Source organism: Allorhizobium ampelinum S4, from assembly GCF_000016285.1.
In the GTDB taxonomy this organism is placed as follows: domain Bacteria; phylum Pseudomonadota; class Alphaproteobacteria; order Rhizobiales; family Rhizobiaceae; genus Allorhizobium; species Allorhizobium ampelinum.
Genome location: NC_011989.1, coordinates 314228 through 338835, shown reverse-complemented (window position 1 = coordinate 338835; position 24608 = coordinate 314228). Strand labels below are relative to the sequence as shown.

At 58.8% G+C, this 24608-nt stretch carries 25 protein-coding genes; 15 read left to right on the top strand and 10 right to left on the bottom strand.

Translation table 11 applies throughout. The features are described from left to right. Positions 1–16 precede the first annotated feature (16 nt). Both AVI_RS01620 and dnaA read right to left on the bottom strand, forming a co-directional pair. Positions 17–934, bottom strand: coding sequence for a DMT family transporter (locus tag AVI_RS01620; RefSeq protein WP_234895210.1), 918 nt, complete (start codon positions 932–934; stop codon positions 17–19). A gap of 196 nt (positions 935–1130) precedes the next feature. Next, a complete protein-coding gene (dnaA, locus tag AVI_RS01615) occupies positions 1131–2705 on the bottom strand; it encodes a chromosomal replication initiator protein DnaA (protein ID WP_012654799.1) in 1575 nt (524 codons plus the stop codon). Positions 2706–3132: 427 nt separating this feature from the next. Here dnaA and AVI_RS30930 point away from each other — a divergent pair, with 427 nt between their 5' ends. Continuing rightward, on the top strand, positions 3133–3282 hold the full coding sequence (locus AVI_RS30930) for a hypothetical protein (protein ID WP_156537843.1): 150 nt from the start codon (positions 3133–3135) through the stop codon (positions 3280–3282). 356 nt (positions 3283–3638) lie between these two features. Here AVI_RS30930 and rpsT read toward each other — a convergent pair whose 3' ends face one another. Further along, complete coding sequence (rpsT, locus tag AVI_RS01610; protein WP_012654798.1) at positions 3639–3905, bottom strand: 30S ribosomal protein S20; 267 nt, start codon at positions 3903–3905, stop codon at positions 3639–3641. Positions 3906–4130: 225 nt separating this feature from the next. Next, a complete protein-coding gene (gene mutM, locus AVI_RS01605) occupies positions 4131–5024 on the bottom strand; it encodes a bifunctional DNA-formamidopyrimidine glycosylase/DNA-(apurinic or apyrimidinic site) lyase (protein WP_012654797.1) in 894 nt (297 codons plus the stop codon). 190 nt (positions 5025–5214) lie between these two features. Between mutM and ubiE the strand changes: the two genes are divergently transcribed. The 6 genes from ubiE (at position 5215) to coaBC (ending at position 11912) form a co-directional block, all read left to right on the top strand. Continuing rightward, entirely contained in the window at positions 5215–5991 is a 777-nt protein-coding gene (gene ubiE / locus AVI_RS01600; protein WP_012654796.1) for a bifunctional demethylmenaquinone methyltransferase/2-methoxy-6-polyprenyl-1,4-benzoquinol methylase UbiE, read from the top strand. Between the two features lie 41 nt (positions 5992–6032). Next, positions 6033–7616, top strand: a complete 1584-nt coding sequence (gene ubiB / locus AVI_RS01595; RefSeq protein WP_012654795.1) for a 2-polyprenylphenol 6-hydroxylase — start codon at positions 6033–6035, stop codon at positions 7614–7616. Between the two features lie 6 nt (positions 7617–7622). After that, complete coding sequence (locus tag AVI_RS01590; protein WP_012654794.1) at positions 7623–9110, top strand: sensor histidine kinase; 1488 nt, start codon at positions 7623–7625, stop codon at positions 9108–9110. Positions 9111–9112: 2 nt separating this feature from the next. Beyond that, on the top strand, positions 9113–9550 hold the full coding sequence (locus AVI_RS01585; RefSeq protein ID WP_012654793.1) for a response regulator: 438 nt from the start codon (positions 9113–9115) through the stop codon (positions 9548–9550). Positions 9551–9565: 15 nt separating this feature from the next. Beyond that, positions 9566–10600: a sensor histidine kinase gene (locus AVI_RS01580; RefSeq protein ID WP_012654792.1), complete on the top strand. Its 1035-nt coding sequence runs from the start codon at positions 9566–9568 to the stop codon at positions 10598–10600. Positions 10601–10694: 94 nt separating this feature from the next. Continuing rightward, the gene (gene coaBC, locus AVI_RS01575) at positions 10695–11912 is read left to right on the top strand and encodes a bifunctional phosphopantothenoylcysteine decarboxylase/phosphopantothenate--cysteine ligase CoaBC (protein WP_012654791.1); all 1218 of its coding nucleotides are present in this window, start codon (positions 10695–10697) and stop codon (positions 11910–11912) included. On the opposite strand, the gene AVI_RS01570 is transcribed toward coaBC, so the two are convergent. Both AVI_RS01570 and AVI_RS01565 read right to left on the bottom strand, forming a co-directional pair. Continuing rightward, the gene (locus AVI_RS01570; protein ID WP_012654790.1) at positions 11909–12430 is read right to left on the bottom strand and encodes a chromate transporter; all 522 of its coding nucleotides are present in this window, start codon (positions 12428–12430) and stop codon (positions 11909–11911) included. The genes coaBC and AVI_RS01570 overlap by 4 nt on opposite strands. Further along, positions 12427–13020: a chromate transporter gene (locus tag AVI_RS01565; protein WP_139192441.1), complete on the bottom strand. Its 594-nt coding sequence runs from the start codon at positions 13018–13020 to the stop codon at positions 12427–12429. The genes AVI_RS01570 and AVI_RS01565 overlap by 4 nt, the downstream gene beginning before the upstream one ends. A 96-nt stretch (positions 13021–13116) precedes the next feature. Between AVI_RS01565 and AVI_RS01560 the strand changes: the two genes are divergently transcribed. Continuing rightward, positions 13117–14046: a LysR family transcriptional regulator gene (locus AVI_RS01560; protein ID WP_012654788.1), complete on the top strand. Its 930-nt coding sequence runs from the start codon at positions 13117–13119 to the stop codon at positions 14044–14046. A 137-nt stretch (positions 14047–14183) separates the two neighbouring features. Here the strand turns inward: AVI_RS01560 and AVI_RS01555 are convergent, their stop codons facing one another. Then, the gene (locus tag AVI_RS01555) at positions 14184–14999 is read right to left on the bottom strand and encodes a class II glutamine amidotransferase (protein WP_012654787.1); all 816 of its coding nucleotides are present in this window, start codon (positions 14997–14999) and stop codon (positions 14184–14186) included. Between the two features lie 276 nt (positions 15000–15275). Here AVI_RS01555 and AVI_RS01550 point away from each other — a divergent pair, with 276 nt between their 5' ends. The 3 genes from AVI_RS01550 to AVI_RS01540 all read left to right on the top strand — a co-directional run bounded on the left by AVI_RS01550 (position 15276) and on the right by AVI_RS01540 (position 17438). Continuing rightward, positions 15276–16187 (top strand): pirin family protein, encoded by a 912-nt coding sequence (locus AVI_RS01550; RefSeq protein ID WP_012654786.1) that lies wholly within the window; start codon positions 15276–15278, stop codon positions 16185–16187. Positions 16188–16305: 118 nt separating this feature from the next. Beyond that, positions 16306–16881: a tyrosine-protein phosphatase gene (locus tag AVI_RS01545; RefSeq protein WP_012654785.1), complete on the top strand. Its 576-nt coding sequence runs from the start codon at positions 16306–16308 to the stop codon at positions 16879–16881. 152 nt (positions 16882–17033) lie between these two features. Continuing rightward, a complete protein-coding gene (locus AVI_RS01540; protein WP_012654784.1) occupies positions 17034–17438 on the top strand; it encodes a GFA family protein in 405 nt (134 codons plus the stop codon). An 11-nt stretch (positions 17439–17449) separates the two neighbouring features. Here AVI_RS01540 and thiD read toward each other — a convergent pair whose 3' ends face one another. Beyond that, positions 17450–18307, bottom strand: a complete 858-nt coding sequence (gene thiD, locus AVI_RS01535; RefSeq protein WP_012654783.1) for a bifunctional hydroxymethylpyrimidine kinase/phosphomethylpyrimidine kinase — start codon at positions 18305–18307, stop codon at positions 17450–17452. Between the two features lie 212 nt (positions 18308–18519). Between thiD and otsB the strand changes: the two genes are divergently transcribed. Further along, complete coding sequence (otsB, locus tag AVI_RS01530) at positions 18520–19320, top strand: trehalose-phosphatase (protein WP_012654782.1); 801 nt, start codon at positions 18520–18522, stop codon at positions 19318–19320. Positions 19321–19349: 29 nt separating this feature from the next. Then, complete coding sequence (otsA, locus tag AVI_RS01525) at positions 19350–20753, top strand: alpha,alpha-trehalose-phosphate synthase (UDP-forming) (RefSeq protein WP_012654781.1); 1404 nt, start codon at positions 19350–19352, stop codon at positions 20751–20753. Positions 20754–20818: 65 nt separating this feature from the next. On the opposite strand, the gene AVI_RS01520 is transcribed toward otsA, so the two are convergent. Then, positions 20819–22402 (bottom strand): peptide chain release factor 3, encoded by a 1584-nt coding sequence (locus AVI_RS01520; RefSeq protein WP_012654780.1) that lies wholly within the window; start codon positions 22400–22402, stop codon positions 20819–20821. 84 nt (positions 22403–22486) lie between these two features. Between AVI_RS01520 and dut the strand changes: the two genes are divergently transcribed. After that, positions 22487–22951 (top strand): dUTP diphosphatase, encoded by a 465-nt coding sequence (gene dut, locus AVI_RS01515; RefSeq protein ID WP_012654779.1) that lies wholly within the window; start codon positions 22487–22489, stop codon positions 22949–22951. Between the two features lie 8 nt (positions 22952–22959). After that, positions 22960–23850 (top strand): GNAT family N-acetyltransferase, encoded by an 891-nt coding sequence (locus tag AVI_RS01510; RefSeq protein WP_012654778.1) that lies wholly within the window; start codon positions 22960–22962, stop codon positions 23848–23850. Positions 23851–23852: 2 nt separating this feature from the next. On the opposite strand, the gene AVI_RS01505 is transcribed toward AVI_RS01510, so the two are convergent. After that, complete coding sequence (locus AVI_RS01505; RefSeq protein ID WP_012654777.1) at positions 23853–24485, bottom strand: LysE family translocator; 633 nt, start codon at positions 24483–24485, stop codon at positions 23853–23855. Positions 24486–24608 lie beyond the last annotated feature (123 nt).

Here is a 24608-nt window from a genome sequence, read left to right as displayed (position 1 = left end):
GGGATGGGCCGGATTGTCAGGCGACTGCCCGCCGGCGAAGCCGACGCCATAGCCTGCCATCGATGGCGGCAAGCCCGAGCGCGATCAGGACCATGCCGACCAGATGGCGTGGGGCGACCTGATCTCCCAGCACCAAAGTACCCAGCAGGATGGCGCTGGGCGGAATAAGGATGGTGACCAGCATCAGGTTGGTGGCACCGGCCGTCGACAATATCCGGAAAAACAGCACATAGCCGACAGCGGTGGACAGCAATGCCAATCCCAGCAGAGCTGCAATACTGTCGAGACCGGGAACGGGCAAGGTCCAGGGCGCGTCAACCATCAACGTGATCGGCAGAAGCACCACCGTTGCCGCCGTCACCTGGCCCGCAGCGGGCAAGAGAGGGGCTAATCCCATCGCCTTGAAGCGCCGCCCGAACAGGCCGGCAAAGGCATAGGAAACTGCCGCCAGCATTACGGCCAGCTCGCCCCAGAGATCCGCGCCGAGATGTCCAAGCACGGCGGGACCGATCATAACCGCCACACCGGCAACCCCGATCAGCACACCGGCCAGCCGGTTGGCAGTCAGCTTCTCATCGACGGTCAGAAAATGCGCGATGATCACGCCGAACAGTGGCGTCGTCGCGTTGAAAATCGCTGCCAGCCCGACCGGAATATGGGTCTGGCCCCAGACGATCAGGGTGAAGGGGATAACATTGTTGAGAAGGCCCATGCCGAGGAAGGCAAGCCAGACCTCGGCCCTGCGTGGCACCGGCTGACCCGATAGGCGGACGATGATCCACAGCGCCATCGCGGCAAGCGCCACACGGGCGGTAACGATGGTCAGCGGCGGCCAGACCTTCACCAGAATGCCGATGAACAGAAAGGAGCCACCCCATAGCACCGAGAGCACCAGCAGCATCGCCCATTCCTGGGCACCCATCTGTTTTTGCATAACCAGCCTCTCACCATGTCTGTTTATCGAAGATGGTTATTGCTCGTTTGGAGCGGGCCCGCCACCCGTTTCTTGCGGATTTACAACCCCCGACCCTCTGCCAAACACAACAAAACAGCGCCATTCGTCAGTGATGACGAATGGCGCTGCGATCTACAATAAAGCATGGAGGAGGCCAAGCGAGGCCGCGATCCGATTACTCGTTGATCAAGCGGCGCAGCAGCTCGATTTCCTGCGACAATTTCTGGTCGCCGGAGATCAGTTCCTCGATCTTGCGCACGGCATGCAGTACCGTGGTGTGATCGCGGCCACCGAAACGACGGCCGATTTCCGGGAAGGACCGCGGCGTCAGGGTCTTGGACAGATACATGGCGATCTGGCGCGGCTTGACGATGACCCGGGTACGGCGGTTGGACACCAATTCCTGGCGCGAGACATTGTAATGGCGTGCAACAACACGCTGAATGTCTTCGATGCGAACCCGCTTCTGCTCGGCAGCACCGACCAGATGGGCCAGCAGCTCATCGACGCGCTCAATGGTCATATTGGCTTCGAACGAACGGCGGAACAGCAGCTGGTTGAACGCACCTTCCAGATCACGGCCTGAACTGGCAACATTGCGGGCGACATGGGCGATGATCTCGGCTGGAATTTCCAGGCTCGGATCTTCTTTCTTGGCCAGCGCCAGCCTTGTCTTCAGCATGTCGAGGCGCATGTCGTAATCAGGCGCTTCCATCTCGATGGCAACGCCGCCTTGCAGACGTGAGCGAACGCGCTGGTCAAGCGATTCCAGCTCCCAGGGCGCCCGGTCAGCAGCCACGACAACCTGCTTGGCGCTGTCGAGCAGCATGTTGAGCAAATGGCAGAATTCATGCTGGATGGTCTTGCCCTGCAGGAACTGCATGTCGTCGATGATCAGCAGGTCGATATTGCGCAGCGAGTCCTTCAGGGTGAGGGCATCGTTGTCGCGGATGGCGGTTGCAAAGCGCCACATGAAATATTCCGCCGTCAGATAGACGACGCGCGGCGCCCGAGGGCTATGGATGGCGGCATTGGCGATCGCCTGGAGCAAATGCGTCTTGCCCAGACCGACCGACGAATGAATGAACAGCGGATTGAAGCGAACAGCGCCTGCACCAGCTTCCGCAATGGTCTTGGCGGCAGCAACGGCAACCCGGTTGGAGGCGCCTTCGACGAAACCATCGAACGTATAGCGGCTGTCGAGCGGCGAGCCGAACAACGGTCCCTGTACGGGAGCGCGCTGCGGTGCTGCGGCATTGGCGATGGCAGGTGCCATCTGGCCAATGCTTTGCGGCGCCTGACGCTTCTGGGAAGACGACAGGGAGGGTTCGACGGCACGGTCTTCGACAACCGGCGCCCGGCTATTGCGGCTGGCGCTGCGCACCAGGATTTCGATCTTAAGGATGCTGGCGTCTTCCGCCTGGAATATCGAGGTAATCAGGTCGAGATAACGATTGTTGATCCAGGACTTCAGGAAGGTCGTCGGCACGCTGAGCCGGATAACGCTCTTCGAAGAGGAATGCAGTTTCAACCGACCAAACCAGCTGGCAAACACATCCGGGCCGACCTGAGCCCTCAGCCGGGCACTGAACCGCTCGAATAGCGCATCGTATCGAACTTCATCGCCTGCCACCGTATCGTCTACCACCGCATTTGGGCCGCCTGTCGCGTCAGGGCTAACGGCCTGATCTATCGTGCGCGCCTCGTCCCCACTGGCTGCCGCACTTGCCGTTACCATCTTCATCTGCATCTCGCCGCCTTCCAATTGTCCACATGTGCCGGCCAGTTGCCATTGCTGGCCGACGCTTCAAGTTCTTGCATTTGACTGCCTGAGACTTCCAACACCGACGTCCCCTCGTAAGGACACCGGTCTCGTCAGGCATTCACCATCATGCATTCTCACAGCAGCATGCGTCTTAAAGAACGCAAACCATGCTGATCATCATATCTGCCAAATGGAGCTCCTCAATCCGCATTGCCTAATTTAATGCAGCAGGGAATGAGCATATGCCGTTATGACACAGGTATTTCGTTCAAGGCCCTTCATCCTCGTTTATGTCGGGCCAGTCTTTCCCTCTCTTATTCCGAAATTTAAATAGGATGCTTCCAACTTAAGCTGGACACACAAACTCCAACTCTCGTTTCCTGAAATGGAAACGAGTTCCGTATGAGAACCAATGTATGATGAAACGAAACTGAGCCGTTCCGCCCGGAGAGGATTTTCAGAAAAACCAGCTTTTGCAGCTTGTGTCTTTCCGACAGGAGCCAAGATCCGCACCTCTCTTGAAATGCATTTAGGCAGGATCGAATGCCGAGATCAACAATGAATTTTACCTAAAATTAACAGCGCGCCATTGACTCCGTCCCGGAAGTTTCTCGGAGCACAAAAGCCAAAAAAGAATCGCTTTTGAATCAAGGAGTTTGGCGGGCTCCATCATTGCAAGCCCTGATATTGCCTGAAAATAAAAAAATCACTTGACTCAAAATCGCACAGTCCTGCCGTAAAGGAAAGATCGATCAGGAGGGAGAACCTCCGGCAAGCCATTGATCTAAAAAGGAATATCGTGTCACTGGAGTGACATGAAACCGTAACGTGCAATAGTGATGAAATGAAAAAAATATCAAAACGCGAAAAGCCCGGCTAAAAAGCCAGGCTGATCAAAATGTTAATTTTCGACGAAAATTAGGCGGCGAGCGCCTTGACGCGGCTGGCAAGACGCGAAATCTTGCGCGACGCGGTATTGGCGTGAACAACGCCCTTGGAAGCAGCGCGGTGCAGTTCAGGCTGGGCAGCCTTCAATGCGGCTGCAGCCAGTGCCTGATCGCCAGAAGCGATGGCTTCTTCAACCTTGCGAACAAAGTTACGAACGCGCGTACGGCGGCTCTTGTTGATTGCGGTGCGGCGAGCGATCTTGCGGGTCGCCTTCTTCGCCGATGTAGTATTGGCCATGGATGCCTCTCTCGAATACGAACCAAAACTCCACCTTCGCCGCCAAGTCGTTGCGACCTGCAATACCAGCAATTCGGGAGCAATCGTGGAAAGCGATAAGCTTTCCTAACTGTGGCCGGGCATATAGCGGGAAAGAACGGCGTCGTCAACGCGCTTTCTCAACCTTTGTGCCGGCAGGCGCCCTTCGAACCGCCACATCATTTTCGCCAGAGGCCCGAAGGCGCTTCATCTCTGACACTGAGGGCAATGGAAGGTAGACCGCCCCGCCTGGGTCATGCGCTCGACCGTCCCTGTGCAGCCGGGGGTGCGGCAGGCTTCGCCTTCGCGGTCATAGACATTGAAACTGTGCTGGAAATAACCGAGCGAGCCATCCGCCTGGATATGATCTCGCAGCGAGGAGCCGCCAGCCTCGATCGCCTCGGCGATGACCGTGCGAATGGCCTGCGTCAGGTCTTCCAGTGCCGCCACGGGCTTTCCTTCTGCATTAACCAGCGCGCGCGCAGGTGTTTCCGGCGACAAATGCGCCCGCCACAAAGCTTCGCAGACATAGATATTGCCAAGACCAGCAATCACCTTCTGATCGAGAAGAGCCGTCTTTAAAGGCTGCGCCTTGCCCTTGAACCGGAAGGCCAGATAGTCGGCATCGAGCGCATTGCCGACCGGCTCCGGCCCCAGCCCGGCAAAGGCGGCATGACGATCCATGTGACGGCGTTCGACCATATCCATGAAGCCGAAGCGGCGTGGGTCATTATAGATCACCCTCAATGGGTCGCCCTCCGGCCCGCTCAGATGAAAGATCACATGGTCATGCTTTTCATCGCGGGAGCGCGCCATATGGAACTGGCCCGGCAGGCCGGTCTCATTTGCGGCTTCGATCCGATAGGAGCCGGACATGCCAAGATGGGAGACAATCGAGACACCGTCATCGAGATCGATCAGCAGGTATTTCGCTCGCCGCGACAGAGAGACGATAAGCCGGCCTTGCGTCCTCGCCGCAAAATCGACCGGCAAGGGAAAGCGCAGATCCGTCCGCCGAAGTTCCAGGCGGGTCAGCCGCCGCCCCTCCATGGATGGCGCCAGTCCCCGTTTTACGGTTTCCACCTCTGGTAATTCCGGCATGAAGGCTCCATGTTTCTATTTCAGTGGCACGCATCATGGTTTAAGGACCAGACGGCCTGTTATGGCATTGCCCTGCCAATATCCCGCCAATATTCCGACGGGCTATTGCAATCGTGCCGCAGACATAGTGCAAGGGACCGGGCCTCGCCAAGGTCGCTGGTATTGTTTTAGAGAGAATGGAGTTGAGCCGATGGTCGCAAGCCGCACCTCCGCCGATGGCGGCATGGAAACCTCCTACGGCTTCCGCGATGTGGCGGAAGGCGAAAAGCAAGGTCTTGTCAACGACGTGTTCCACAAGGTTGCCAAGCGCTACGACATCATGAACGACGTGATGTCGGCCGGCATGCACCGGGTTTGGAAGGATGCGCTGATTGCCGCGCTCAACCCGCGTAAGGATGCAGGCTACAAGGTGCTGGACGTGGCCGGCGGCACGGGCGATATCGCCTTTCGCATCATCGAGGCCTCGCGCAGGCTTGCCCATGCCACCGTGCTCGATATCAACGGCTCCATGCTGGGTGTCGGCCAGGAGCGAGCCCAGAAAAAAGGCCTCTCCGACAATCTCACCTTCGTCGAGGCCAATGCCGAGGCCCTGCCCTTCGAAGCAAACCAATTCGACGCCTATACGATCGCCTTTGGTATTCGCAACGTGCCCCGCATCGATGTCGCGCTGAGCGAGGCCTACCGCGTGCTGAAACGCGGCGGGCGCCTTCTGGTGCTGGAATTTTCCGAGGTGCAGATGCCGCTGCTGGATCGCTTTTACGATCAATGGTCATTCAAGGCGATCCCACGGTTCGGCAAGATGATCACCGGTGAGGCCGAGCCCTATCAATATCTGGTGGAATCGATCCGCAAATTCCCCAATCAGCAGGATTTTGCCGCGATGATCACCAAGGCGGGCTTTTCCAAGGTGTCCTTCACCAACTACACTGGCGGCATTGCCGCCCTCCATTCCGGCTGGAAGATCTGAACAATGCCTGACCGAAAGACCGCCGGATTGAAGATCGATTGATGAGCACAGTCAGCGCTTATTTCAGGTTGGCCCGTGTCGGCTGGATTCTCGTTCGCGAAGGTGTCGTCTCGGCGCTGCCGTCCGAAGGACTGCCGCCGAGCGTCGGCTTTGCAAAGAAAGTCGCCGCAGTCTTCGAGCGCAAGCGCGCCCGAGGCACATTGCGGTCCGACCGCCTGTCCCAAGCCGTCGAGCGGCTGGGGCCGTCCTACGCCAAGATTGGCCAGTTCCTGGCGACCCGGCCGGATGTGGTCGGCGCCGAACTCGCCGATGATCTAACCGGATTGCAGGACCGCATGGCGTTCTTTCCAACGGGAGAGGCCAAGGCATCGATTGAATTGTCGCTTGGGCGTCCGGTCGAGGAGCTTTATGCCAGTTTCGGCGAGCCGATTGCCGCTGCCTCCATCGCCCAGGTGCATCCCTGCATGGTGGAAACGCCTGTCGGCGTGAAACAGGTTGCCGTCAAGGTCATCCGTCCCGGCGTGCGCCGCCGTTTCGCTGCTGATCTCGAAGTCATGTATCTCGTGTCGCATTTGCAGGAAATGCTGCTGCCGCAGACCCGCAGATTGCGCCCCGTCGAGGTGACGAAAACGCTTGAGCAGACCACAAAAGTGGAAATGGACTTGCGGCTCGAGGCCGCCGCTTTGTCGGAACTGGGCGAAAACACCGCCAGCGATCCCGGCTTCAGGGTCCCGCAGGTCGATTGGGAACGCACGGGCCGCGACGTCATCACCATGGAATGGATCGACGGCGTCAAGATGTCCGATGTCGAGGCGCTGAAGGCCGCCGGTCATGATCTCGATGCGCTGGCCGATACGTTGATCCAGTCCTTCCTGCGCCATACGTTGCGCGATGGCTTCTTCCATGCCGACATGCATCCGGGCAATCTGTTCGTCGATCCCGCAGGCATGATCGTTGCCGTGGACATGGGCATTTGCGGGCGGCTCGGCAAGAAAGAGCGGCGGTTTCTGGCGGAAATTCTCTATGGCTTCATCACCCGCGATTACATGCGGGTAGCGGAAGTGCATTTCGAGGCTGGCTATGTGCCTTCCCACCACAATATGGCCAGTTTTGCCCAGGCGATCCGGGCGATCGGCGAGCCCATTCACGGCCAGCCTGCCGAAACCATCTCCATGGCGCGGTTGCTGACGCTGCTGTTTGAAGTCACCGAACTGTTCGACATGCAGACCCGGCCGGAACTGGTGATGCTTCAAAAAACCATGGTGGTGGTCGAAGGCGTCTCGCGGATGCTCAATCCACGGTTCAACATGTGGAAGGCATCAGAGCCCGTCGTCGCGGACTGGATCAAAGCCAATCTCGGTCCAAAACGCATCGTCACCGACATGAAGGACGGCATTCGCGCCGCAGTGCGGGTGGCGGAAGCCCTGCCGGAAATCGCAGCCAAAACCGAGAAATTCCATAGTGAATTGATGCAGATGAGCGAGCATGGACTGCGTTTCGACGAGAGCACCACCGATGCCATCGGCAGGGCGCAGGCACGCCACAGTCGCTCAGGCCGACTGGCCCTCTGGGTGATTGCGCTCTGCCTGCTGTTCATTGCGTTTCAACTGGGTCATGGCGGGTAGGATTGCATGTCGGCAACAAACGCAGGTTTCATCCGCTCCAGTCTGTTTGTGCTTGGCCTGGGCTGCCTCCTCCTGGTCAGCCTGATCGGCTCGACCCTGTGGCTGACCGGCAAGACTCGCGTCACCTTCGGAACTGTTGTCGAGGAGCGGGTCATTCGACGCGCCAGCGCCGACCTGATGCAGACGCTGACTGATGCTGAAACGGGGCAGAGAGGCTATCTGATTACCCGTGATGTCGCTTTCCTGACACCATACAGCCAGGCCATCGGCGATGTGACCACGGAAATGGACAGTCTCGTCCATCTGCTGGAGCCGCGCCCTGAGCATGCCCCGGATGTCGAGAAGCTGCGCGAATTGGTAAAGGCCAAGCTTGAAGAATTGGCCAGGACCGTCGAGCTGACCCGCAGCGGCGACATCCGCCAGGCCTACGAACTTGTCCGGGCCGGTTACGGCAAGCAGCTGATGGACCAGATCCGCACCGTACTTGACGAGGTCCGCGACGAATCCGACAACAGGATAGACCAGGGAATTGCCAGTCAGCTGCTGGCCATCGGCTGGTTGCAGGTCTTTACCATCGGCGGGGCCGTGGCCATCGTGATCGTGATCGGCGGCGCGATCCTGATCATCATCCAGCACGTGCGCGATCTGTTGAAGGCCCGCCAGGAGGTGGAGGTCCTCAATGCGGGGCTGGAAGAACGTGTGCAGGAGCGAACCGAAGACCTGATGCAGGCCAACCAGGAAATCCAGCGCTTCGCCTATATCATCACCCACGACCTGCGCGCACCCCTCGTCAATATCATGGGCTTTACCGCCGAACTGGACAGCGCGCTCCAGATATTGAAGACCTATGTTCTGGCGGATGGACAACCCTTGACGCCGCAACAGATTGAGGATGCGCGGCTTGCCGCCTCCGAGGACCTGCCGGAAGCGATTTCCTTCATCCGCTCCTCGACCCGCAAGATGGACGGGCTGATCAACGCCATCCTGAAAATCTCACGCGACGGACGCCGCCAGCTCAAGCCGGAAGAGCTGGATCTGAAGCCGCTGATCGAGACAACGGCCGCCAGCGTCCACCACCAGATCAGCGAGAGCGGCGGGCATACCGAAATTTCAACCGACGTTGCCAGCATCATATCCGACAGGTTGTCCCTGGAGCAAATTCTCGGTAACCTTTTTGACAACGCTATCAAATATAAGTCCCCAGATCGCCCGGTCGTTCTTTCTATCCGGGCGGTCTCGGATGGACGGCACTTCATTCGCCTGGAAATAGAGGATAACGGCCGCGGCATCGCTGAGCAGGATCATGAACGGATTTTCGAGCTTTTCCGCCGCTCGGGACAGCAGAACCAGGTGGGTGAAGGCATTGGCCTTGCCCATGTGCGCTCGTTGACGCGCAACCTGGGAGGTGAAATTACCGTACGCTCCAAGATCGGCGTCGGCTCGACATTTATTTTGCGCTTGCCGCGCGACCTTTCGAAATTGGTAGGGACCTGAGCATGAAAGCAGTGGCCAAGGAAGTGACCATCGTCATGGTCGAAGACGACGAGGGACATGCACGCCTGATCGAAAAAAATGTCCGCCGGGCCGGGGTCAACAATGAGATCGTGCCGTTTACCAATGGCACCGACGCGCTGGATTATATCCTGGGTACGGACCGTTCCGGCGAAACCTCGGCAGATCGATACCTGCTAATTTTACTCGATCTTAACTTGCCGGATATGTCGGGCACCGATATACTCGAACAAGTTAAGACCAATCAGCACACACGTCGGCTGCCGGTCGTCATTCTCACCACAACGGATGATCAACGGGAAATCCAGCGCTGCTACGATCTTGGTGCGAATGTCTATATCACCAAGCCGGTGGATTATGACAATTTCGCCAATGCCATTCGTCAGCTCGGGCTGTTTTTTTCCGTGATGCAGATCCCGTAACGAGCCGACCGCCCCATGAATGTCCGAATTCTTTATCTCGATGACGACCCGGCCATCGTGCGGCTGGTGCAGAAAGCACTCGGGCGCAACGGACATTCCGTCACCCATGCAGAAGATCTGGAGCGGGCGCTGGGCTTTCTGGCGTCTGAAAACTTCGACGTTATTGTTCTCGATCATTATCTCAGCAATATGACCGGTCACGATGTGCTGGCGCATTTGCGTGGACGGCATATCATGACGCCGGTGGTCTATGTGACCGGCTCCAACGAAGCCCGTATCGCCATCGACGCGATCAAGGCAGGCGCCTCCGATTACGTCATCAAGACGACCAGCGAGGATTTCCTGTCGCTGCTGGAAAGCGCCATCCGACAATCGGTCGAAAATGCCCGGCTGCGCGAAGCCAAGGTCAAAGCGGACGAGGAAATCCGCCTTGCCAAGGAAAGGGCGGAAGCGCTGCTCAGCGAGGTCAACCACCGCGTTGCCAACAGTCTGGCATTGGTGGCAAGCCTACTGCGGCTTCAGATCGCCAATGCCCGCAGCGATGAGGTCAAGGCCGAGCTGACAGAGACCCAGGCTCGCATTACCGCCATTGCCGGCATGCATCGCAGCCTCTACACGTCAGACGATGTCAGCCGGGTCGATATGGACATTTATATCGCCAATCTGGTGCGGGAAATCGGCGGTTCGCTTGCCAATCCCGACAAGCCGATCACCCTGACAGTCGATGCCGAGCCGATTTCTCTCACAGCTGACCGCGCCGTCTCCATCGGCATGATCGTCACCGAACTGGTGACCAATGCGATCAAATATGCCTATCCCGACCGCAAGGACGGCGAAATCCGCGTGCGGCTGTGTCATGCGCAGCCCGGCCATGCGCTGTTGACGGTGGAGGATGACGGCATCGGCATCAGTCCTGGCGCTGCCCCGAAGGGCACGGGCCTCGGCAGCCGGATCATCAAATCCATGGCCGCAACGCTGGGCGAAGGGCTCTTCTACCAGGAGATCGCGGCGGGAACGATTGCCTGCGTGCCGATAGACCTAGCCCGATAGAGGATTGGATCGATTCCGTATCTTATCGTTTCTCCTTTCAGGCGCTTATGCGGTAATGTCCGGTTCGCACCGATAATTTCATGGCAGGCTTTTCATGACGCTGACGGATAAGCGTATTCTCCTGATCATCAGCGGCGGCATTGCCGCCTATAAAAGCCTGGAGCTGATCCGGCGGCTGCGCGAGCGAGGTGCCTCGGTGCGCCCGATCATGACGCGGGCCGCCCAGGAATTCATCACGCCGCTCGCGGTCGGCGCACTTTCGGCCTCCCATGTGTATACCGACCTGTTTTCTCGCGAGGACGAACAGGATGTCGGTCATATCCGGCTGGCCCGTGATTGCGATCTGATCGTCGTTGCGCCCGTGACCGCCGACCTGATGGCAAAAATGGCGCATGGGCTGGCTGATGACCTGGCCTCGGCGGTGCTGCTTGCCGCCGACCGGCCCGTGCTGATCGCACCGGCCATGAACCCGAAAATGTGGGCGCATCCCGCCACCCTGCGCAATGTTGCGCAGCTCAAGGCCGATGGCATCCAGTTCATCGGGCCGATGGCCGGTGAAATGGCTGAAAGCGGCGAGAAAGGTCTTGGCCGCATGGCCGAGCCGCTGGAGATCGTCGCCAAGGTCGAAGCCTGTTTTGACGACTCCTTCAAGCCGTTGGCAGGCAAAAAGGCCATTGTCACCTCAGGCCCGACCCATGAGCCGATCGATCCCGTGCGCTATATCGCCAACCGCTCCTCCGGCAAGCAGGGCCATGCTATTGCCGGGGCTCTTGCTCGGCTGGGTGCCGAGGTGACACTGGTATCAGGTCCGGTCAGCCTTGCAGACCCGACAGGCGTCAAAACGATCCATGTCGAGCGAGCCGAGGACATGCGCGACGCTGTGCTCGCCCACCTGCCCGCCGACATCGCCGTGATGGTCGCAGCGGTGGCAGACTGGCGGGTCGAGATGGCATCAGAGCACAAGATCAAGAAACAGCCAGGCGACGCCGCTCCGATGCTGACGCTGACCGAAAATCCAGACATTCTGAAGACGGTTGGCCACCATGAAAAACGCCCGGCCCTGGTTATCGGCTTTGCTGCGGAGACCCAGAATGTCGAGGACAATGGCCGTGCTAAGCTGGAGCGTAAAGGTGCAGACCTGATCGTCGCCAACGATGTTTCACCACAGACCGGCATCATGGGCGGCGACCGAAACCGGGTGACCCTGATCTACAAGGATCGTAGCGAGGACTGGCCGGATATGGACAAGGATGCCGTTGCCGACCGGCTTGCCCAAACCATTGCCGGGATGCTCGGCTTCAAATCTCCCTAAATAAAGATAAGTCCAATCAGCGCGCCGCTGCCCAGCGCGATCAGCGGGTGAACCTTAGTTATCGCGGTCAGCACCGCACAGCCAGTCGCAATGCCGATGAGAATTGGGCTGGTTGCCGAGGCCTTGGTGATCACGGCGGCGCTGGAGGTGACGAGGCCTGCCGTCATTGGTGCAAGCCCGGCTTGGACGATCCGCCGCCAGGGCCGGTCCTTGAAGCGCTCCCAGAGCGTCACGGCTCCAGCGGTGATCAGCGAGGACGGACCGAATTTGGCGATGGAGGTGACGACCACCCCAGCAAAGCCCGCCACATGCCAGCCGACCAGCGGCACCACCATCATATTCGGCCCGGGAGCCGCCTGGGCCAGCGCAAACAGCGCGCTGAATTCGCTGGCGCTCATCCAATGCTGGACCTCCACCACCCGGCGCTGCATTTCCGGCAGGATGGCATTGCCGCCACCAAAGGCGATTAGCGACAATTCCGTAAAAATCAGGGCAAGAGAAATCAGGGTGGCAATCATTTCGACAATTTCCAGCTCAGAACAATAGAGACCGGCGCCAGAACCAGCATGGTGGCGAACAGCGGCAATCGAAAAACCGCAATGGCAATGAAACACAGGGCGACGATGGCCAGCGCCCAGAGCTTGTGTTTCAGCGGTTGCAGGACTTTCCAGGCCAGCGAGATCAGCAGACCCGATGCAGCAGCCGCCAGACCCGCAAATAGATGTTCGACCTGCGGATTGTCGCGGTAACGGTCGTAAATGTAACCGAGACAGATGACGATGGCCGTCGGTGCGGCAATCAGGCCGAAGGCGGCGGCCAGCGCACCCTTCCAGCCCTGAAATTTCAACCCAACCGCCACCGACATATTGATGATATTGCCACCCGGCAGGAACTGACAGAGGCCAAGCAGGTCCATGAATTCGCCAGGGGAGAGCCAGTGCCGGTCCTCCACCATCATCCGCCGCGCCATCGGCAATACGCCGCCGAACCCCATCAGGCCAAGGCCTAGAAAGCCCGTAAACAATTCGGCGATGCCGGGATGATGGAGCGGCGGCTCGGCCCGACCTGTCTCGGCCTGAACTGTCTCCCGTTGAACTGTCTTCGTCATGACCATCGTCCGCTTCGTCTTTTCTCTTCCATACGCCGCTCGAATCCTGATGTCCAATATATGGATAACCCACTCTCCATATGTTAAAGATATGGCATGATTGAACTACGTCACCTCCGCTATGCCGTGACCGTCGCCGAAGAGGGCCATTTGACCCGTGCGGCGGAGCGACTTGGCCTGCAACAGCCACCTCTCAGCCAGCAGATCAAGGCTCTGGAAACAGAGGTCGGGGTGACGCTGTTTATCCGCCAGCCCCGCGGCATGGCGCTGACCGAGGCGGGGGTGGCGTTTATCGCCCGCGCCCGACAGATCCTTGCCGATGTGGATATGGCCGTTGAGGCCGCACAACGGGCGGCGCGCGGCGAAATCGGCGAGCTTGCCATCGGCTTTACCACCTCGGCAGTCTTTCATCCGCTGGTGCCTAGCATCGTGCGGGCCATGCGGCTCTCCTCGCCGTCGCTGAAACTGCGGTTGGACGAAGGCTCTACGACGGAACTTCTGTGTGAATTGTCCGCCGGCAGGCTTGATGCGGCCTTCATCCGCGCCACCGCAGGTGCTTTGCCCGGATCGGGGCCAACGCTCAGCATCGAGACCGTCGATATCGAAGACATGGTACTGGCTCTGCCCGACACCCATCCTTTGGCCCTGCACAGCCAAAACGGCGACAGGGATACCGTCGCGCTTGCCGCGCTGGCCGGAGAAACTTTTGTTCTCTATCGCCGCCCCCTGGCGCAAGGGCTGTATGACCGGATCATCGCCGCCTGCCAGGCCGCCGGCTTCAGTCCGAATGTCGCACAGGAGGCACCGAAACTGGTCTCCACCCTCAGCCTGGTGGCGGCGGGCCTTGGCCTGTCGATCATTCCGCAGTCCATGGCACGGCTGGAAACCTCCGGCGTCGCCTATCGTCGTTTTGCGCCCGGCTCCGGCCTCGATGCACCGCTTTCGCTTGCCTATCGCCGCGATTCCTATCGTGGTGCGCTGAAGACCTTCGTTGAGGAAGTGAGGCGGCAAGTCAGCACACCGTGATGCCGCAGCCCTATTGGCATCCAGGGCAAACCTAGAGTTTGTCAGGGAAAAGTGGAATCCGGTTTTCCCAAAAAGACAAACGAAAACAAGAGAATCTAGAGTCTGTCTGGTTCAATCTGAACCTGACAGACTCTAGATTAGCCGGCCATTTCCGTCACCCGAGCAGGCGCGTTGCCGATTTCCGGCTCGAAATCCATGACGTTCAGACCCTCATCATTGAGGATCACGGCGCTTCCCGGCGGGATCTCTACCCAGGTTTCCGTGTCATCATTGAGCGGTTCGGACACCAGGCAATGCCCGCCCTTGTGTCCCATCGGCCCGGCATACAGCGTCGGGGCGAAAGCGTCGGTGGAATAGCGCACCGCATACAGCGCCTCGCCATCAGAGAAGGCGGCGGTGAAACGCACCCGGGTCGTGCCAATGATCTCTGCGCTCAGCCTTTCGGCAAAACCGATGGCCTCGGCCATCGCCGCAATCGGGCGATGCTTCATGCCGAATTGCATGGCCAGTAGGAACAACAACTCAGAATCCGTCGAGCCAGTGCGGGCGTTGAAATATTCGTCGTCCAGCATGCTTTCCATGGCGCGGCGGATACGGTCGAAATGATCGATCTGGCCGTTATGCATGAAAGACCAGTTACCATACACAAACGGGTGGCAATTGTCGCGCCGGGTCGCGCCATGGGTTGCGGCGCGCACATGCGCCAGAAACAGCGGCGAGCGGATCTGCCGAGCGATGCTTTTCAGGTTACAATCCGACCAGGCAGGCAGAACATCGCGAAACCGGCCTGGCTCCGGCCGGTCGCCGTACCAGGCAAGGCCAAAACCGTCCGCGTTGGTGGATGTCTTGGCGCGGGTGGCGCAGACGGATTGCTCGATCAGCGAATGGGCGGGTGACGATACCAACTCCTCGATAAAGAGCGGTTCTCCCCGATAGGCTGCCCAACGACACATGGCATTCATGCTCCGGCAAGACCGGTCCTCATTTGTCCCGGCAAAGCCAATCTTGAAGGAAGGTGTATAATGAAGCGTAAAGCTCGGCTTTCTTCATGTCAGATTCGTGACGAAAGCGGCAATCACATTTCGCAGTGCGGCATTGTGTTTTGTGAAGAGCGGGGGTCCGTGAAGAACCGTTCTGTGAACACTGCGTTGCGCTTGATGCCCTTCGCCTGCGTTTGAAAAGCCTTATATTGGCTGCAAATCATATTCCGCTCGAAAGGAGCCAGACCGATGTCCATTCGCCCCGTCAAACACGAAAGTCGCGCCACGCCCACCATGGAAGGGGCCGGTGTCAAGCTGCACCGCGTCTTCGGCTTCGGCGATCCCTCGATGACTGATCCGTTCCTGATGATGGACGATTTTCGCAATGATGATCCGCAGGATTATATCCGCGGCTTTCCCTGGCATCCGCATCGCGGTATCGAAACCATCACCTATGTTCTGGCCGGAACGGTGGACCATGGCGACAGCCTCGGCAATCATGGCCAGCTTGGCGCAGGCGACCTTCAGTGGATGACGGCAGGTAGCGGCATCATGCATCAGGAAATGCCGAAGGGCGATTTTTCCGGCAAGATGCATGGCTTCCAGCTCTGGGCCAACTTGCCCTCCTCGCTGAAAATGACTGCGCCGCGCTATCAGGATATCAAATCCGCCGACATTCCTGTCGTGGTCGATGACGACGGTACGGCGGTGCGGGTGATCAGCGGCGATTTCTGGGGCAAATCCGGCCCGGTCGATGGCATTGCCGCAGAGCCTGTTTATCTCGATATCTCCGTTCCACCCGGCAAGACCAAGCGTTTTCCTGTCGATACCTATCGGTCGGCCTTTGCCTATATTTTCGCGGGCTCCGGCTCGTTCCGCGATGCCTCCAAGCCGTTCGGTGTCAAAGTCGAGAAAGAATTTCAGGGCGAAGAACTGAATATCCGTGACCTCTCGGGCAATCGCACGCTGGTGGTCTTTGATACCGGCGACGAAATCACCGTTCAGGCTGGTGAAAAGGGTATCCGCTTCCTGCTGGTGACCGGCAAGCCGATCAAGGAGCCGGTCGCCTGGCATGGACCAATCGTCATGAACAGCCGGGAAGAGCTGATGGAGGCCATGCGCGAATTGAAGAACGGCACCTTCATCAAGGCCGATCATTGATCACTGCGTATTGACGACACTGTGATGATAGGATGCGGCAGGTGGTCGCGTCTTTCAGTTCGATGTCAGGTTCGGGTTTTACAGGGGGATGGTTATTTGATCCGACCCCTGTGAGCCCATGTCCATCCTGCTGGCGAAAGCCACCCGCTATACCGCCCTTGCCTGCCTGACCGGTCTGCTGTCCTGTGGCGCTTACCTTGGCTATCTCCGCCTGACAGGCAATTTCCACGAGGTCATTCCTGGTGAATTCTATCGCTCCGCCCAACCGAGTGCCGCCGATATCAAGGACTATGCCGGGCGCTACGGTATCAAGACCATCGTCAATCTGCGCGGCCCCTCCCCTTCCCCCTGGTATGCGCAGGAAGTCGCAACCGCCCGGGAACTTGGCATCGGCCACATCGATTTTCGCATGTCGGCTGGCAAGGGCCTGACCATCGACAAGGCCGAGCAACTGGTTGCTCTGCTGAAATCCGCACCAAAGCCCATCCTTATCCATTGCGAGGGCGGTGCAGACCGCAGCGGTCTCGCCTCCGTGCTCTACCTGCAACAGATCGCCGGCGTGCAGGAGGACACAGCAGAGCAACAACTCTGGCCGGTGATCTATGGCCATGTTGGCATCCCCTATGTCACCAAGGCCTATGCCATGGACCGCAGTTGGCTGGATTTTGAAAAGGCCATGGGGATCGAAAGCTGAGCCTTATGCATTATAGTCCCCTAGAGCATGTCGCGCAAAAGTGTGCAGCGGTTTTGCGGTAACGACATGCGTAAAAACAAAAACTTAAAGCGTGTTGCTTGAGGCTGATAAGCCGCAACACGCTTTAGAATGCATCGCGGGAGGCTCAGAACATGCAGATTGATGGACAGTGCCATTGTGGCAATGTGACCTATCATGCCGAAATCGACCCTGAGAATGTCGGCATTTGCCATTGCACCGATTGCCAACGCCTGACAGGTTCACCATTCCGGGTCACGGTTTCAACCCCGCGCGACAAACTGCATTTTACAGGAAGTCCACCGAAATCCTATGTGAAATACGGCGACAACGGTCGCGTGCGCCATCAGTTCTTCTGCCCGGACTGCGGCGCCCCCGTACTGACGACTGGCGAGGGCACGGATGCCGATATCTGGGGCATCCGCTGGGGTAGCATCAACCAACGGGACGCCCTGCTGCCAAAACATCAAAGCTGGCGCCGGTCCTCCGTCCTCTGGCTTGACAGCATCGGCGCCCTCCCAGGGTCAGAGACGGAATAACATTCTGTCGTCTATTTCGGCCATGTCTGGTAAAAATGATGAACGGGCCCGTGGCCGGAACCAACAGTCAGTTGCCCTGACGACCGAACAGCGCCAGCCAGCCAGGCCTTTGCCACAGTAACAGCGTGCGCCAGCGCTTCGTTTGTCCTATTATCATCAGCCTTGGCAAGCTCGGCGGCAATCGCGCTGGACAGCGAGCAACCGGTGCCATGAGTGTTGGCGGTGGCAATCCTTTTGCCCTCCAGCCACAGGGTCAGCGTTGGCGTGACCAGCAGATCGGGGCTCTCGTTACCGGGCAAATGCCCACCCTTCAAAAGCACCGCCTTGGCCCCCAGTCCCAACAAGGCCCTGGCCTGTGCCTCCATGCCGTCGCGGTCCACGGCCTCGGCCACACGCAGAAGTGCGGCAGCCTCCGGCAGGTTGGGGGTGATCAGGCGGACCCGCGGCAAGAGCTGCCCGACCAGCGCGCCAACTGCCTTGTCATCCAGCAGCGCCGCCCCGCCCTTGGCAACCATGACCGGATCAAGGATAACCGGCACTGCCGGATGGCTTGAAAGCACAGCGGCCACCGCGCCGACGATATCCGCATTGGCCAGCATGCCGATTTTCACCGCATCGACCCGGATATCGGCAAAAACCGTCTCAACCTGTCTTGCGACGAACATGGGATCCAGCAATTCGACAGCTGCCACCCCTTGGGTATTCTGGGCCGTCAGCGCCGTCAGCGCCGCCATGCCATAGACACCCAAAGCCGAAAATACCTTCAGGTCCGCCTGAATACCCGCTCCGCCAGACGGATCGGAACCGGCAATCGACAAGACATTGGCGATGCGAGGCAGAGGCGTTTCATCGTTTGTTTGAACGGTCATGATCGTCCTCGTCGAAGTCAATAGTCTCCAACACCTCGGCTCCTTTTGATGGAAAAGGTGGGCGGGCGGTGCAGATCTATCGCAGTTTTCCATGCCCCTGTCACGGTCCCGCCAATTATGCTGCATTGCGCAATTAACTGCATTTTGCGGGAACCAAACTGGACACCCGTCGTTATCCTGGCGTCAACAGGTCGTGTGAAACGAGGCGGGATATGGAAAACCAGCAATCGGCAATCAAGCGATCGCCAGCGCGAACCGAACAAAAAGACGCAGCAGCGCTGCTGTTTGATCTTCTTCAGGCCGAGCCTCACCGCTACGCATTGTTTCTCGATATTGATGGTACCTTGCTGGATCTTGCCGAGAGCCCGGATGGTATCCGTGTGCCGGTTGGTCTGGCAGACGATCTGGCCGCCCTGTCAGGACGCATGGGCGGGGCACTTGCTCTCGTGACCGGGCGGGCCTTGGCCTATGCTGACCGGCTGTTTGCGCCAAAGCACTTCCCGATTGCCGGATTACACGGCACCGAGCGGCGAACGGTTGAAGGCACCATCATCCGCAGTGAGCCGAGCCCGGCTTTTCTGGCTGTCAAGGAAGAGCTTCCGAAGCTCGAACAGGCCTGGCCGGGCGTGCTGGTCGAGGACAAGGGTGCCGCCATCGCCGTTCACTATCGCCAGGCGCCCGCCTGCGCCGACGTGGTGGAGAAAGCCATGGCGGATGCCTTTAAGGCGGCAGGTCCCGGCTATGAGCTGCAACGCGGCAAGATGGTCGTCGAAATCCGCCCTGACAGTGCCGACAAGGGCCGGGCCTTGCAGTCCTATCTGGCCGAGCCGCCTTTCACCGACCGTGTTGCCATCGCCATTGGTGACGACGTGACCGACGAGGCGATGTTTGAATGCGTCAACCGCTTGGGCGGCCTGTCGATCCGCGTCGGCGATCTCGAAGGAAGCGTGGCCAGCCAGTCTCTGGCAAGCCCTCAGCTCCTGCGTGACACGCTGGCCAGATTGGCCCGCTAAAGCTGAACAACGATAAGAAGGACAATGATATGAGCAGACTTGTTGTGGTTTCCAACCGTGTTCCCGTACCCGACAAGACCAATAAGGCGCCGGCGGGAGGTTTGGCCGTCGCGTTGCGCGCTGCCCTTGAGGACAAGGGCGGCATCTGGATGGGCTGGTCGGGCGTCTCCAGCGGCGAGGAAGAAGCCGGTGAGCTTGCGATGATCGAGGATGGCAAGATCACCTACGCCCTGACTGATCTAACCGACCGCGATGTCGATGAATATTATCACGGCTTTGCCAACCGCGTGCTGTGGCCAACGTTTCACTACCGCCTTGACCTGACCGATTATGCCCGCAAGGACATGACCGGCTATTTCAGGGTCAACCGGTTTTTTGCCGAGAGGCTCGTGCCGCTGCTGAAGCCCGATGATACGATCTGGGTTCAGGATTATCATCTGATCCCGCTGGCCAAGGAATTGCGGCAGATGGGCGTGAAGAACCGGATCGGTTTCTTCCTGCACATCCCGCTTCCGCCCGCCGATGTGCTGTTTGCCATGCCGGTCTATGAAACACTGATCGAAAGCCTGGCCCATTACGATCTGGTCGGCTTCCAGACTGATTTCGACCATGCCAATTTCGTCGGAGCTCTTGTACGCGAGGGGATTGGCGAGGCGATCTCGGGCAACAAGATCAAATCCCATGACCGGACGTTTAAGGCGGGCCACTATCCGATTGGCATTGAGACAGCGGCCTTTGCCGCCTATGCGCGCCGCGCCGTGCGCAACGTGATGGTGAAGCGCGCCGCGCAAAGCATTGAAGGCAAGGCATTGGTAATCGGCGTCGACCGGCTGGATTATTCCAAGGGCCTGACCCAGCGGCTGGATGCCTATGAGCATTTCATCAATGCCAATCCGAACTATCAGGGCAAGGTGACCTATTTGCAGATCACCCCGAAATCCCGCTCTGAAGTGCCGGAATATGAGGCCATGCAGCGCACCGTGGCCGAACAGGCCGGGCGCGTGAATGGCGCGCTGGGCACGGTGGATTGGGTGCCGATCCGCTATATGACCCGCTCGGTGGCACGTCCGGTGCTGGCTGGGCTCTATCGGCTGGCCAAGGTCGGGCTGGTGACGCCGATGCGTGACGGCATGAACCTGGTTGCCAAGGAATATGTTGCCGCCCAGGACCCCGATGATCCCGGCGTTCTCGTCCTGTCACGCTTTGCCGGGGCCGCCCGCGAGCTGAAAGGGGCCTTACTGGTCAATCCATACGACACGGAAGGCACAGCCCAGGCCATTGCCCGCGCCCTCGATATGCCACTTGCCGAGCGCCAGCAACGCTGGAAGGGCATGATGGACCATCTGCTGGTCAACGATGTCAACCATTGGTGTGACACGTTCCTGTCGGATCTGATGGAAATGCCAACAGAAAAGACTGCCGAAGCGGCGTAAAACCAGAATGAGACCACATCACGATCTTTCAATCGTGATGCGGTCTCAAGCTTTTCCAACAGTGATCACGCCGCCTTGGCGACGTGATATTCCTTGATGGCCACCATCTTGATCGCCGGATAACGTTCTGCCTCATAGCGCAACGAAAATGCATCCTGCGCCATGAACACCGGGTCGCCGTCCAGATCCCGGCAGATGTCGCCGCGCCGCGCCGTCATGAACTTGTCGAGTTCGCCGGGTTGATCTGACGAAATCCAGCGGCAGACGGAAAAGCGCGACATTTCAAACGACACCGGCAGGGTATATTCACCCGAAAGCCGTTCTTTCAGCACATCGAGCTGCAAGGCCCCGACCACGCCGACAATGGCGGGCGAACCGTCTTCCGGCGAAAACAGCTGCACGACGCCCTCTTCGGCCATTTGCTGCAAGGCTTCCTTCAGCTTCTTGGCCTTCATCGCATCTTCGAGCCGCACGCGGCGCAGGATTTCCGGCGAAAAGTTCGGCACACCCTGAAACACCAGCGCTTCGCCTTCGGTCAGCGTATCACCAATGCGCAGCGTGCCGTGGTTGGGAATGCCCACCACGTCGCCGGCAAAGGCGGTATCGGCCAATTGTCGCTGCGAGGCGAAGAAGAATTGCGGCGCTGTCAGGCCCATCAGCTTGCCGGTGCGCGCCAGCCGCGCCTTCATGCCGCGCTCCAGCTTGCCAGAGCAGATCCGGGCAAAGGCAATGCGGTCGCGGTGATTGGGGTCCATATTGGCCTGGATCTTGAAGACGAAGGCGGTCATCTTGTCTTCCGCCGCATGCACCTTGCGGATATCGGCCATCTGGTCACGCGGCGGCGGGGCAAAATCACCCAGCGCATTGATCAGGTCGCGCACGCCAAAATTTCTGAGCGCCGAACCGAAGAACACCGGGGTCATATGGCCTTCGAGAAAGGCCTGCCGGTCGAAGGGGCGGCAGGCTTCCTGCGCCAGCTCCAGCTCGTCGATAAAGGTCTGACGCTCGTTTTCCGGCAGGTTTTCCGCGACATTCTTCGGGCTGTTGACCGGCAAAGCCTCGACCTGCTTGTCGGAACCACGGAAGGTGTTATCGACCAGATTATAGGAGCCGCAGAAGCTTTTCGACCGACCGACCGGCCAGGTAATCGGGGCGGTGTCCAGCGCCAGCTTTTCTTCTACTTCATCCAGAACCTCGAAAATATCCCGGCTTTCACGGTCCATCTTGTTGACGAAGGTGATGATCGGAATATCGCGCATCCGGCAGACTTCGAACAATTTCAGCGTGCGCGGCTCGATACCCTTGGCAGCATCGATGACCATGACGGCAGCATCCACCGCCGTCAGCGTGCGATACGTATCGTCGGCGAAATCTTCATGGCCGGGCGTATCGAGAATATTGAAGACATTGCCCTCATATTCGAAGGTCATCACCGAGGTGACGACGGAAATGCCGCGCTCACGCTCGATCTTCATCCAGTCCGAACGGGTCTGTATCCGGTCTTTCTTGGCTTTCACCTCACCGGCCAGCTGGATCGCGCCGCCGAACAGCAGCAGCTTTTCGGTCAGCGTGGTTTTACCAGCATCCGGGTGAGCGATAATAGCGAAGGTGCGGCGGCGGGAGACCGCCTCTGCGAGCGTTTCGGCCATGTGAGGAATTCCTTTTAACTGGCCGGTTATCTAGCGTTTTGGCGTTCAATATGCAATTGACCCCGGCAAACAAAGGATACCTCCATGCACGATACGTCCGCGCCACGCCTTCATCTCAAACGTCTACCCCATGGGGAAGGGCTGGAATTGCCCGCCTATGAGACGGCGGGTGCGGCTGGCATGGACCTGCGCGCAGCCGTAACCGAGGCCGAGCCACTGACCCTTGCCCCCGGAAAACGCGCTCTGGTGCCAACCGGGCTGATTATGGAAATCCCCCAAGGTTTCGAAGCGCAGATCCGCCCCCGCTCCGGCCTCGCCTTCAAAAACGGCATCACCTGCCTCAACACCCCCGGCACCATCGACAGCGATTACCGCGGAGAAGTAAAAGTGCTGCTGATCAATCTCGGCGCCGAGGATTTCACCATCACTCGTGGCATGCGCATCGCCCAGATGGTGATTGCGCCGGTGACGCAGGCGCAGGTGATTGAGGTAACAGAAACATCGGATACGGTGCGGGGTACGGGCGGATTTGGCTCGACGGGGGTCTGAGAGGCATCATGGCGCCGGACGGGCTAACACTGCGACAAGGATATTTCAACGATCCCTCGGCTTTTCAAGGGCTTGTCGATCTGCTGCATGACGTCTTCGGTATCGATATCGGTGCGCAGGAACAACTTGGCGGCCCCGATCCCACATGCATGCCATTTGGATATTTTGACCGGTCCGGCCGCTGCATTGCTAATTTTTCAGCTTTCGCCATGCCCCTTATGATCAATGGGACGACGGTGACTGCTGCGGGCTATCAATCCGGTGCAGTCCGCCCGGAATTCCGGGGGCGTGGTCTTTATCGCGACCTGATGCAGCGCGCCTTTGCCTGGGCAGAGCACGCAGGATATCGAACGGGAATTCTACTGACCGACAAGCCTGCGCTCTACCAGCCCTATGGTTTTCGCATTGTACCGCATTGCAAATTTCGGGGGCCGTCTCAGGCTTTTCAGCCAATCACCAATAGCAACGCACGGCAACTCAACCTCAAATCGGAAGCGGACCTTGCCCTCTTGCGTGATATGCTCATCTGTCGCCAGCCGGTCTCCAACCACTTCGCCGTTGTCAGCCAGACTGAGATGTTTTTACTCAATGCTCATTTCGATGCATCGATTACATTGAGCCTATTGCCTTCTCTCAAGGCTGTTATCGCATGGAAATACGCCAACGACGGCAGTTTCAAGCTTCTGGATATAGTTACTCAAGACATTCCGCCTTTAAGCACCATCTTATCGCATCTCAATGTTCGAGCCCGCTCTGTGGAAGCCTATTTCCCACCCGACCGTCTCTCATGGGAAGGACATCCAGTACCTTACGAAAGTTCCTGTTCATTGATGATGTCGGGCCTTGGGCTGGATGCAGCAGCAGAACCGCTCATGCTGTCGCCCATGGCCGACTTTTAACCTCACCGCTGCGCCTGTGTCGCCATTCTCACCGCCAGCACGGCCAGTACGGTCCCCATCAGCCAGCGCTGCACCATGATCCATAGCGGACGGCGGCTGAGAAACAGGGCGATGGAGCCGGCCATCAGCGCGATTATCCCATTGACCGTGGTGCCGATGGCGATCTGGGTGAGGCCGAGCAATAGTGATTGCATGAAAACGCTGCCATTGGCCGGATCGATGAATTGCGGCAGCAACGACAGATAGAGAACGGCCACCTTCGGATTGAGGAGATTGGTCACGAGGCCCATGGCAAACAGCCGTCTCGGGCTGTCCTTCGGCAGGTCGCGCACCTGAAAGGGTGAACGCCCGCCCGGCCTGACCGCCTGCCAGGCCAGGTAAGCGAGATAGGCTGCACCGGCCAGTTTCAGCGCCTCATAGGCATAGGGCACGGCCATCAGCAACACCGTAATCCCCAGCACCGACATCAGCATGTAGATCAGGAAGCCCAGCGCGACACCACCCAGCGAAATCAGTCCGGCCATCGGCCCCTGACAGATGGAGCGTGACACGAGATAAACCATATTCGGGCCGGGCGTCAGCGCCATGCCAAGGCAGATCAGGGCAAAGGCAAGAAGTGACGTTGTGGTGGGCATTACATGTCCTTGGCAGGGAGGCGATAAACCCCAAAAGACCAGAAAGTCCGACATCAGGCAATTTCAATCGTGTCACCGTTGCAAGTTGCAGCCGGGAGGATTAGCAATACGGCGTTGAAGGAG

Excerpts from the sequence above, each read along its gene's own strand:
- AVI_RS01550 (WP_012654786.1), top strand. The coding sequence starts at position 15,276 with ATGTCCATTCGCCCCGTCAAACACGAAAGTCGCGCCACGCCCACCATG.
- AVI_RS01570 (WP_012654790.1), bottom strand. The coding sequence starts at position 12,430 with ATGATTGCCACCCTGATTTCTCTTGCCCTGATTTTTACGGAATTGTCG.
- AVI_RS01545 (WP_012654785.1), top strand. The coding sequence starts at position 16,306 with ATGTCCATCCTGCTGGCGAAAGCCACCCGCTATACCGCCCTTGCCTGC.
- AVI_RS01565 (WP_139192441.1), bottom strand. The coding sequence starts at position 13,020 with ATGACGAAGACAGTTCAACGGGAGACAGTTCAGGCCGAGACAGGTCGG.
- dnaA (WP_012654799.1), bottom strand. The coding sequence starts at position 2,705 with ATGCAGATGAAGATGGTAACGGCAAGTGCGGCAGCCAGTGGGGACGAG.
- dut (WP_012654779.1), top strand. The coding sequence starts at position 22,487 with ATGCACGATACGTCCGCGCCACGCCTTCATCTCAAACGTCTACCCCAT.
- mutM (WP_012654797.1), bottom strand. The coding sequence starts at position 5,024 with ATGCCGGAATTACCAGAGGTGGAAACCGTAAAACGGGGACTGGCGCCA.
- rpsT (WP_012654798.1), bottom strand. The coding sequence starts at position 3,905 with ATGGCCAATACTACATCGGCGAAGAAGGCGACCCGCAAGATCGCTCGC.
- otsA (WP_012654781.1), top strand. The coding sequence starts at position 19,350 with ATGAGCAGACTTGTTGTGGTTTCCAACCGTGTTCCCGTACCCGACAAG.
- AVI_RS01590 (WP_012654794.1), top strand. The coding sequence starts at position 7,623 with ATGTCGGCAACAAACGCAGGTTTCATCCGCTCCAGTCTGTTTGTGCTT.
- AVI_RS01580 (WP_012654792.1), top strand. The coding sequence starts at position 9,566 with ATGAATGTCCGAATTCTTTATCTCGATGACGACCCGGCCATCGTGCGG.
- AVI_RS01560 (WP_012654788.1), top strand. The coding sequence starts at position 13,117 with ATGATTGAACTACGTCACCTCCGCTATGCCGTGACCGTCGCCGAAGAG.
- ubiE (WP_012654796.1), top strand. The coding sequence starts at position 5,215 with ATGGTCGCAAGCCGCACCTCCGCCGATGGCGGCATGGAAACCTCCTAC.
- AVI_RS01510 (WP_012654778.1), top strand. The coding sequence starts at position 22,960 with ATGGCGCCGGACGGGCTAACACTGCGACAAGGATATTTCAACGATCCC.
- AVI_RS01505 (WP_012654777.1), bottom strand. The coding sequence starts at position 24,485 with ATGCCCACCACAACGTCACTTCTTGCCTTTGCCCTGATCTGCCTTGGC.
- AVI_RS01555 (WP_012654787.1), bottom strand. The coding sequence starts at position 14,999 with ATGTGTCGTTGGGCAGCCTATCGGGGAGAACCGCTCTTTATCGAGGAG.
- AVI_RS01540 (WP_012654784.1), top strand. The coding sequence starts at position 17,034 with ATGCAGATTGATGGACAGTGCCATTGTGGCAATGTGACCTATCATGCC.
- coaBC (WP_012654791.1), top strand. The coding sequence starts at position 10,695 with ATGACGCTGACGGATAAGCGTATTCTCCTGATCATCAGCGGCGGCATT.
- AVI_RS30930 (WP_156537843.1), top strand. The coding sequence starts at position 3,133 with ATGTATGATGAAACGAAACTGAGCCGTTCCGCCCGGAGAGGATTTTCA.
- otsB (WP_012654782.1), top strand. The coding sequence starts at position 18,520 with ATGGAAAACCAGCAATCGGCAATCAAGCGATCGCCAGCGCGAACCGAA.
- thiD (WP_012654783.1), bottom strand. The coding sequence starts at position 18,307 with ATGACCGTTCAAACAAACGATGAAACGCCTCTGCCTCGCATCGCCAAT.
- AVI_RS01585 (WP_012654793.1), top strand. The coding sequence starts at position 9,113 with ATGAAAGCAGTGGCCAAGGAAGTGACCATCGTCATGGTCGAAGACGAC.
- AVI_RS01620 (WP_234895210.1), bottom strand. The coding sequence starts at position 934 with ATGCAAAAACAGATGGGTGCCCAGGAATGGGCGATGCTGCTGGTGCTC.
- AVI_RS01520 (WP_012654780.1), bottom strand. The coding sequence starts at position 22,402 with ATGGCCGAAACGCTCGCAGAGGCGGTCTCCCGCCGCCGCACCTTCGCT.
- ubiB (WP_012654795.1), top strand. The coding sequence starts at position 6,033 with ATGAGCACAGTCAGCGCTTATTTCAGGTTGGCCCGTGTCGGCTGGATT.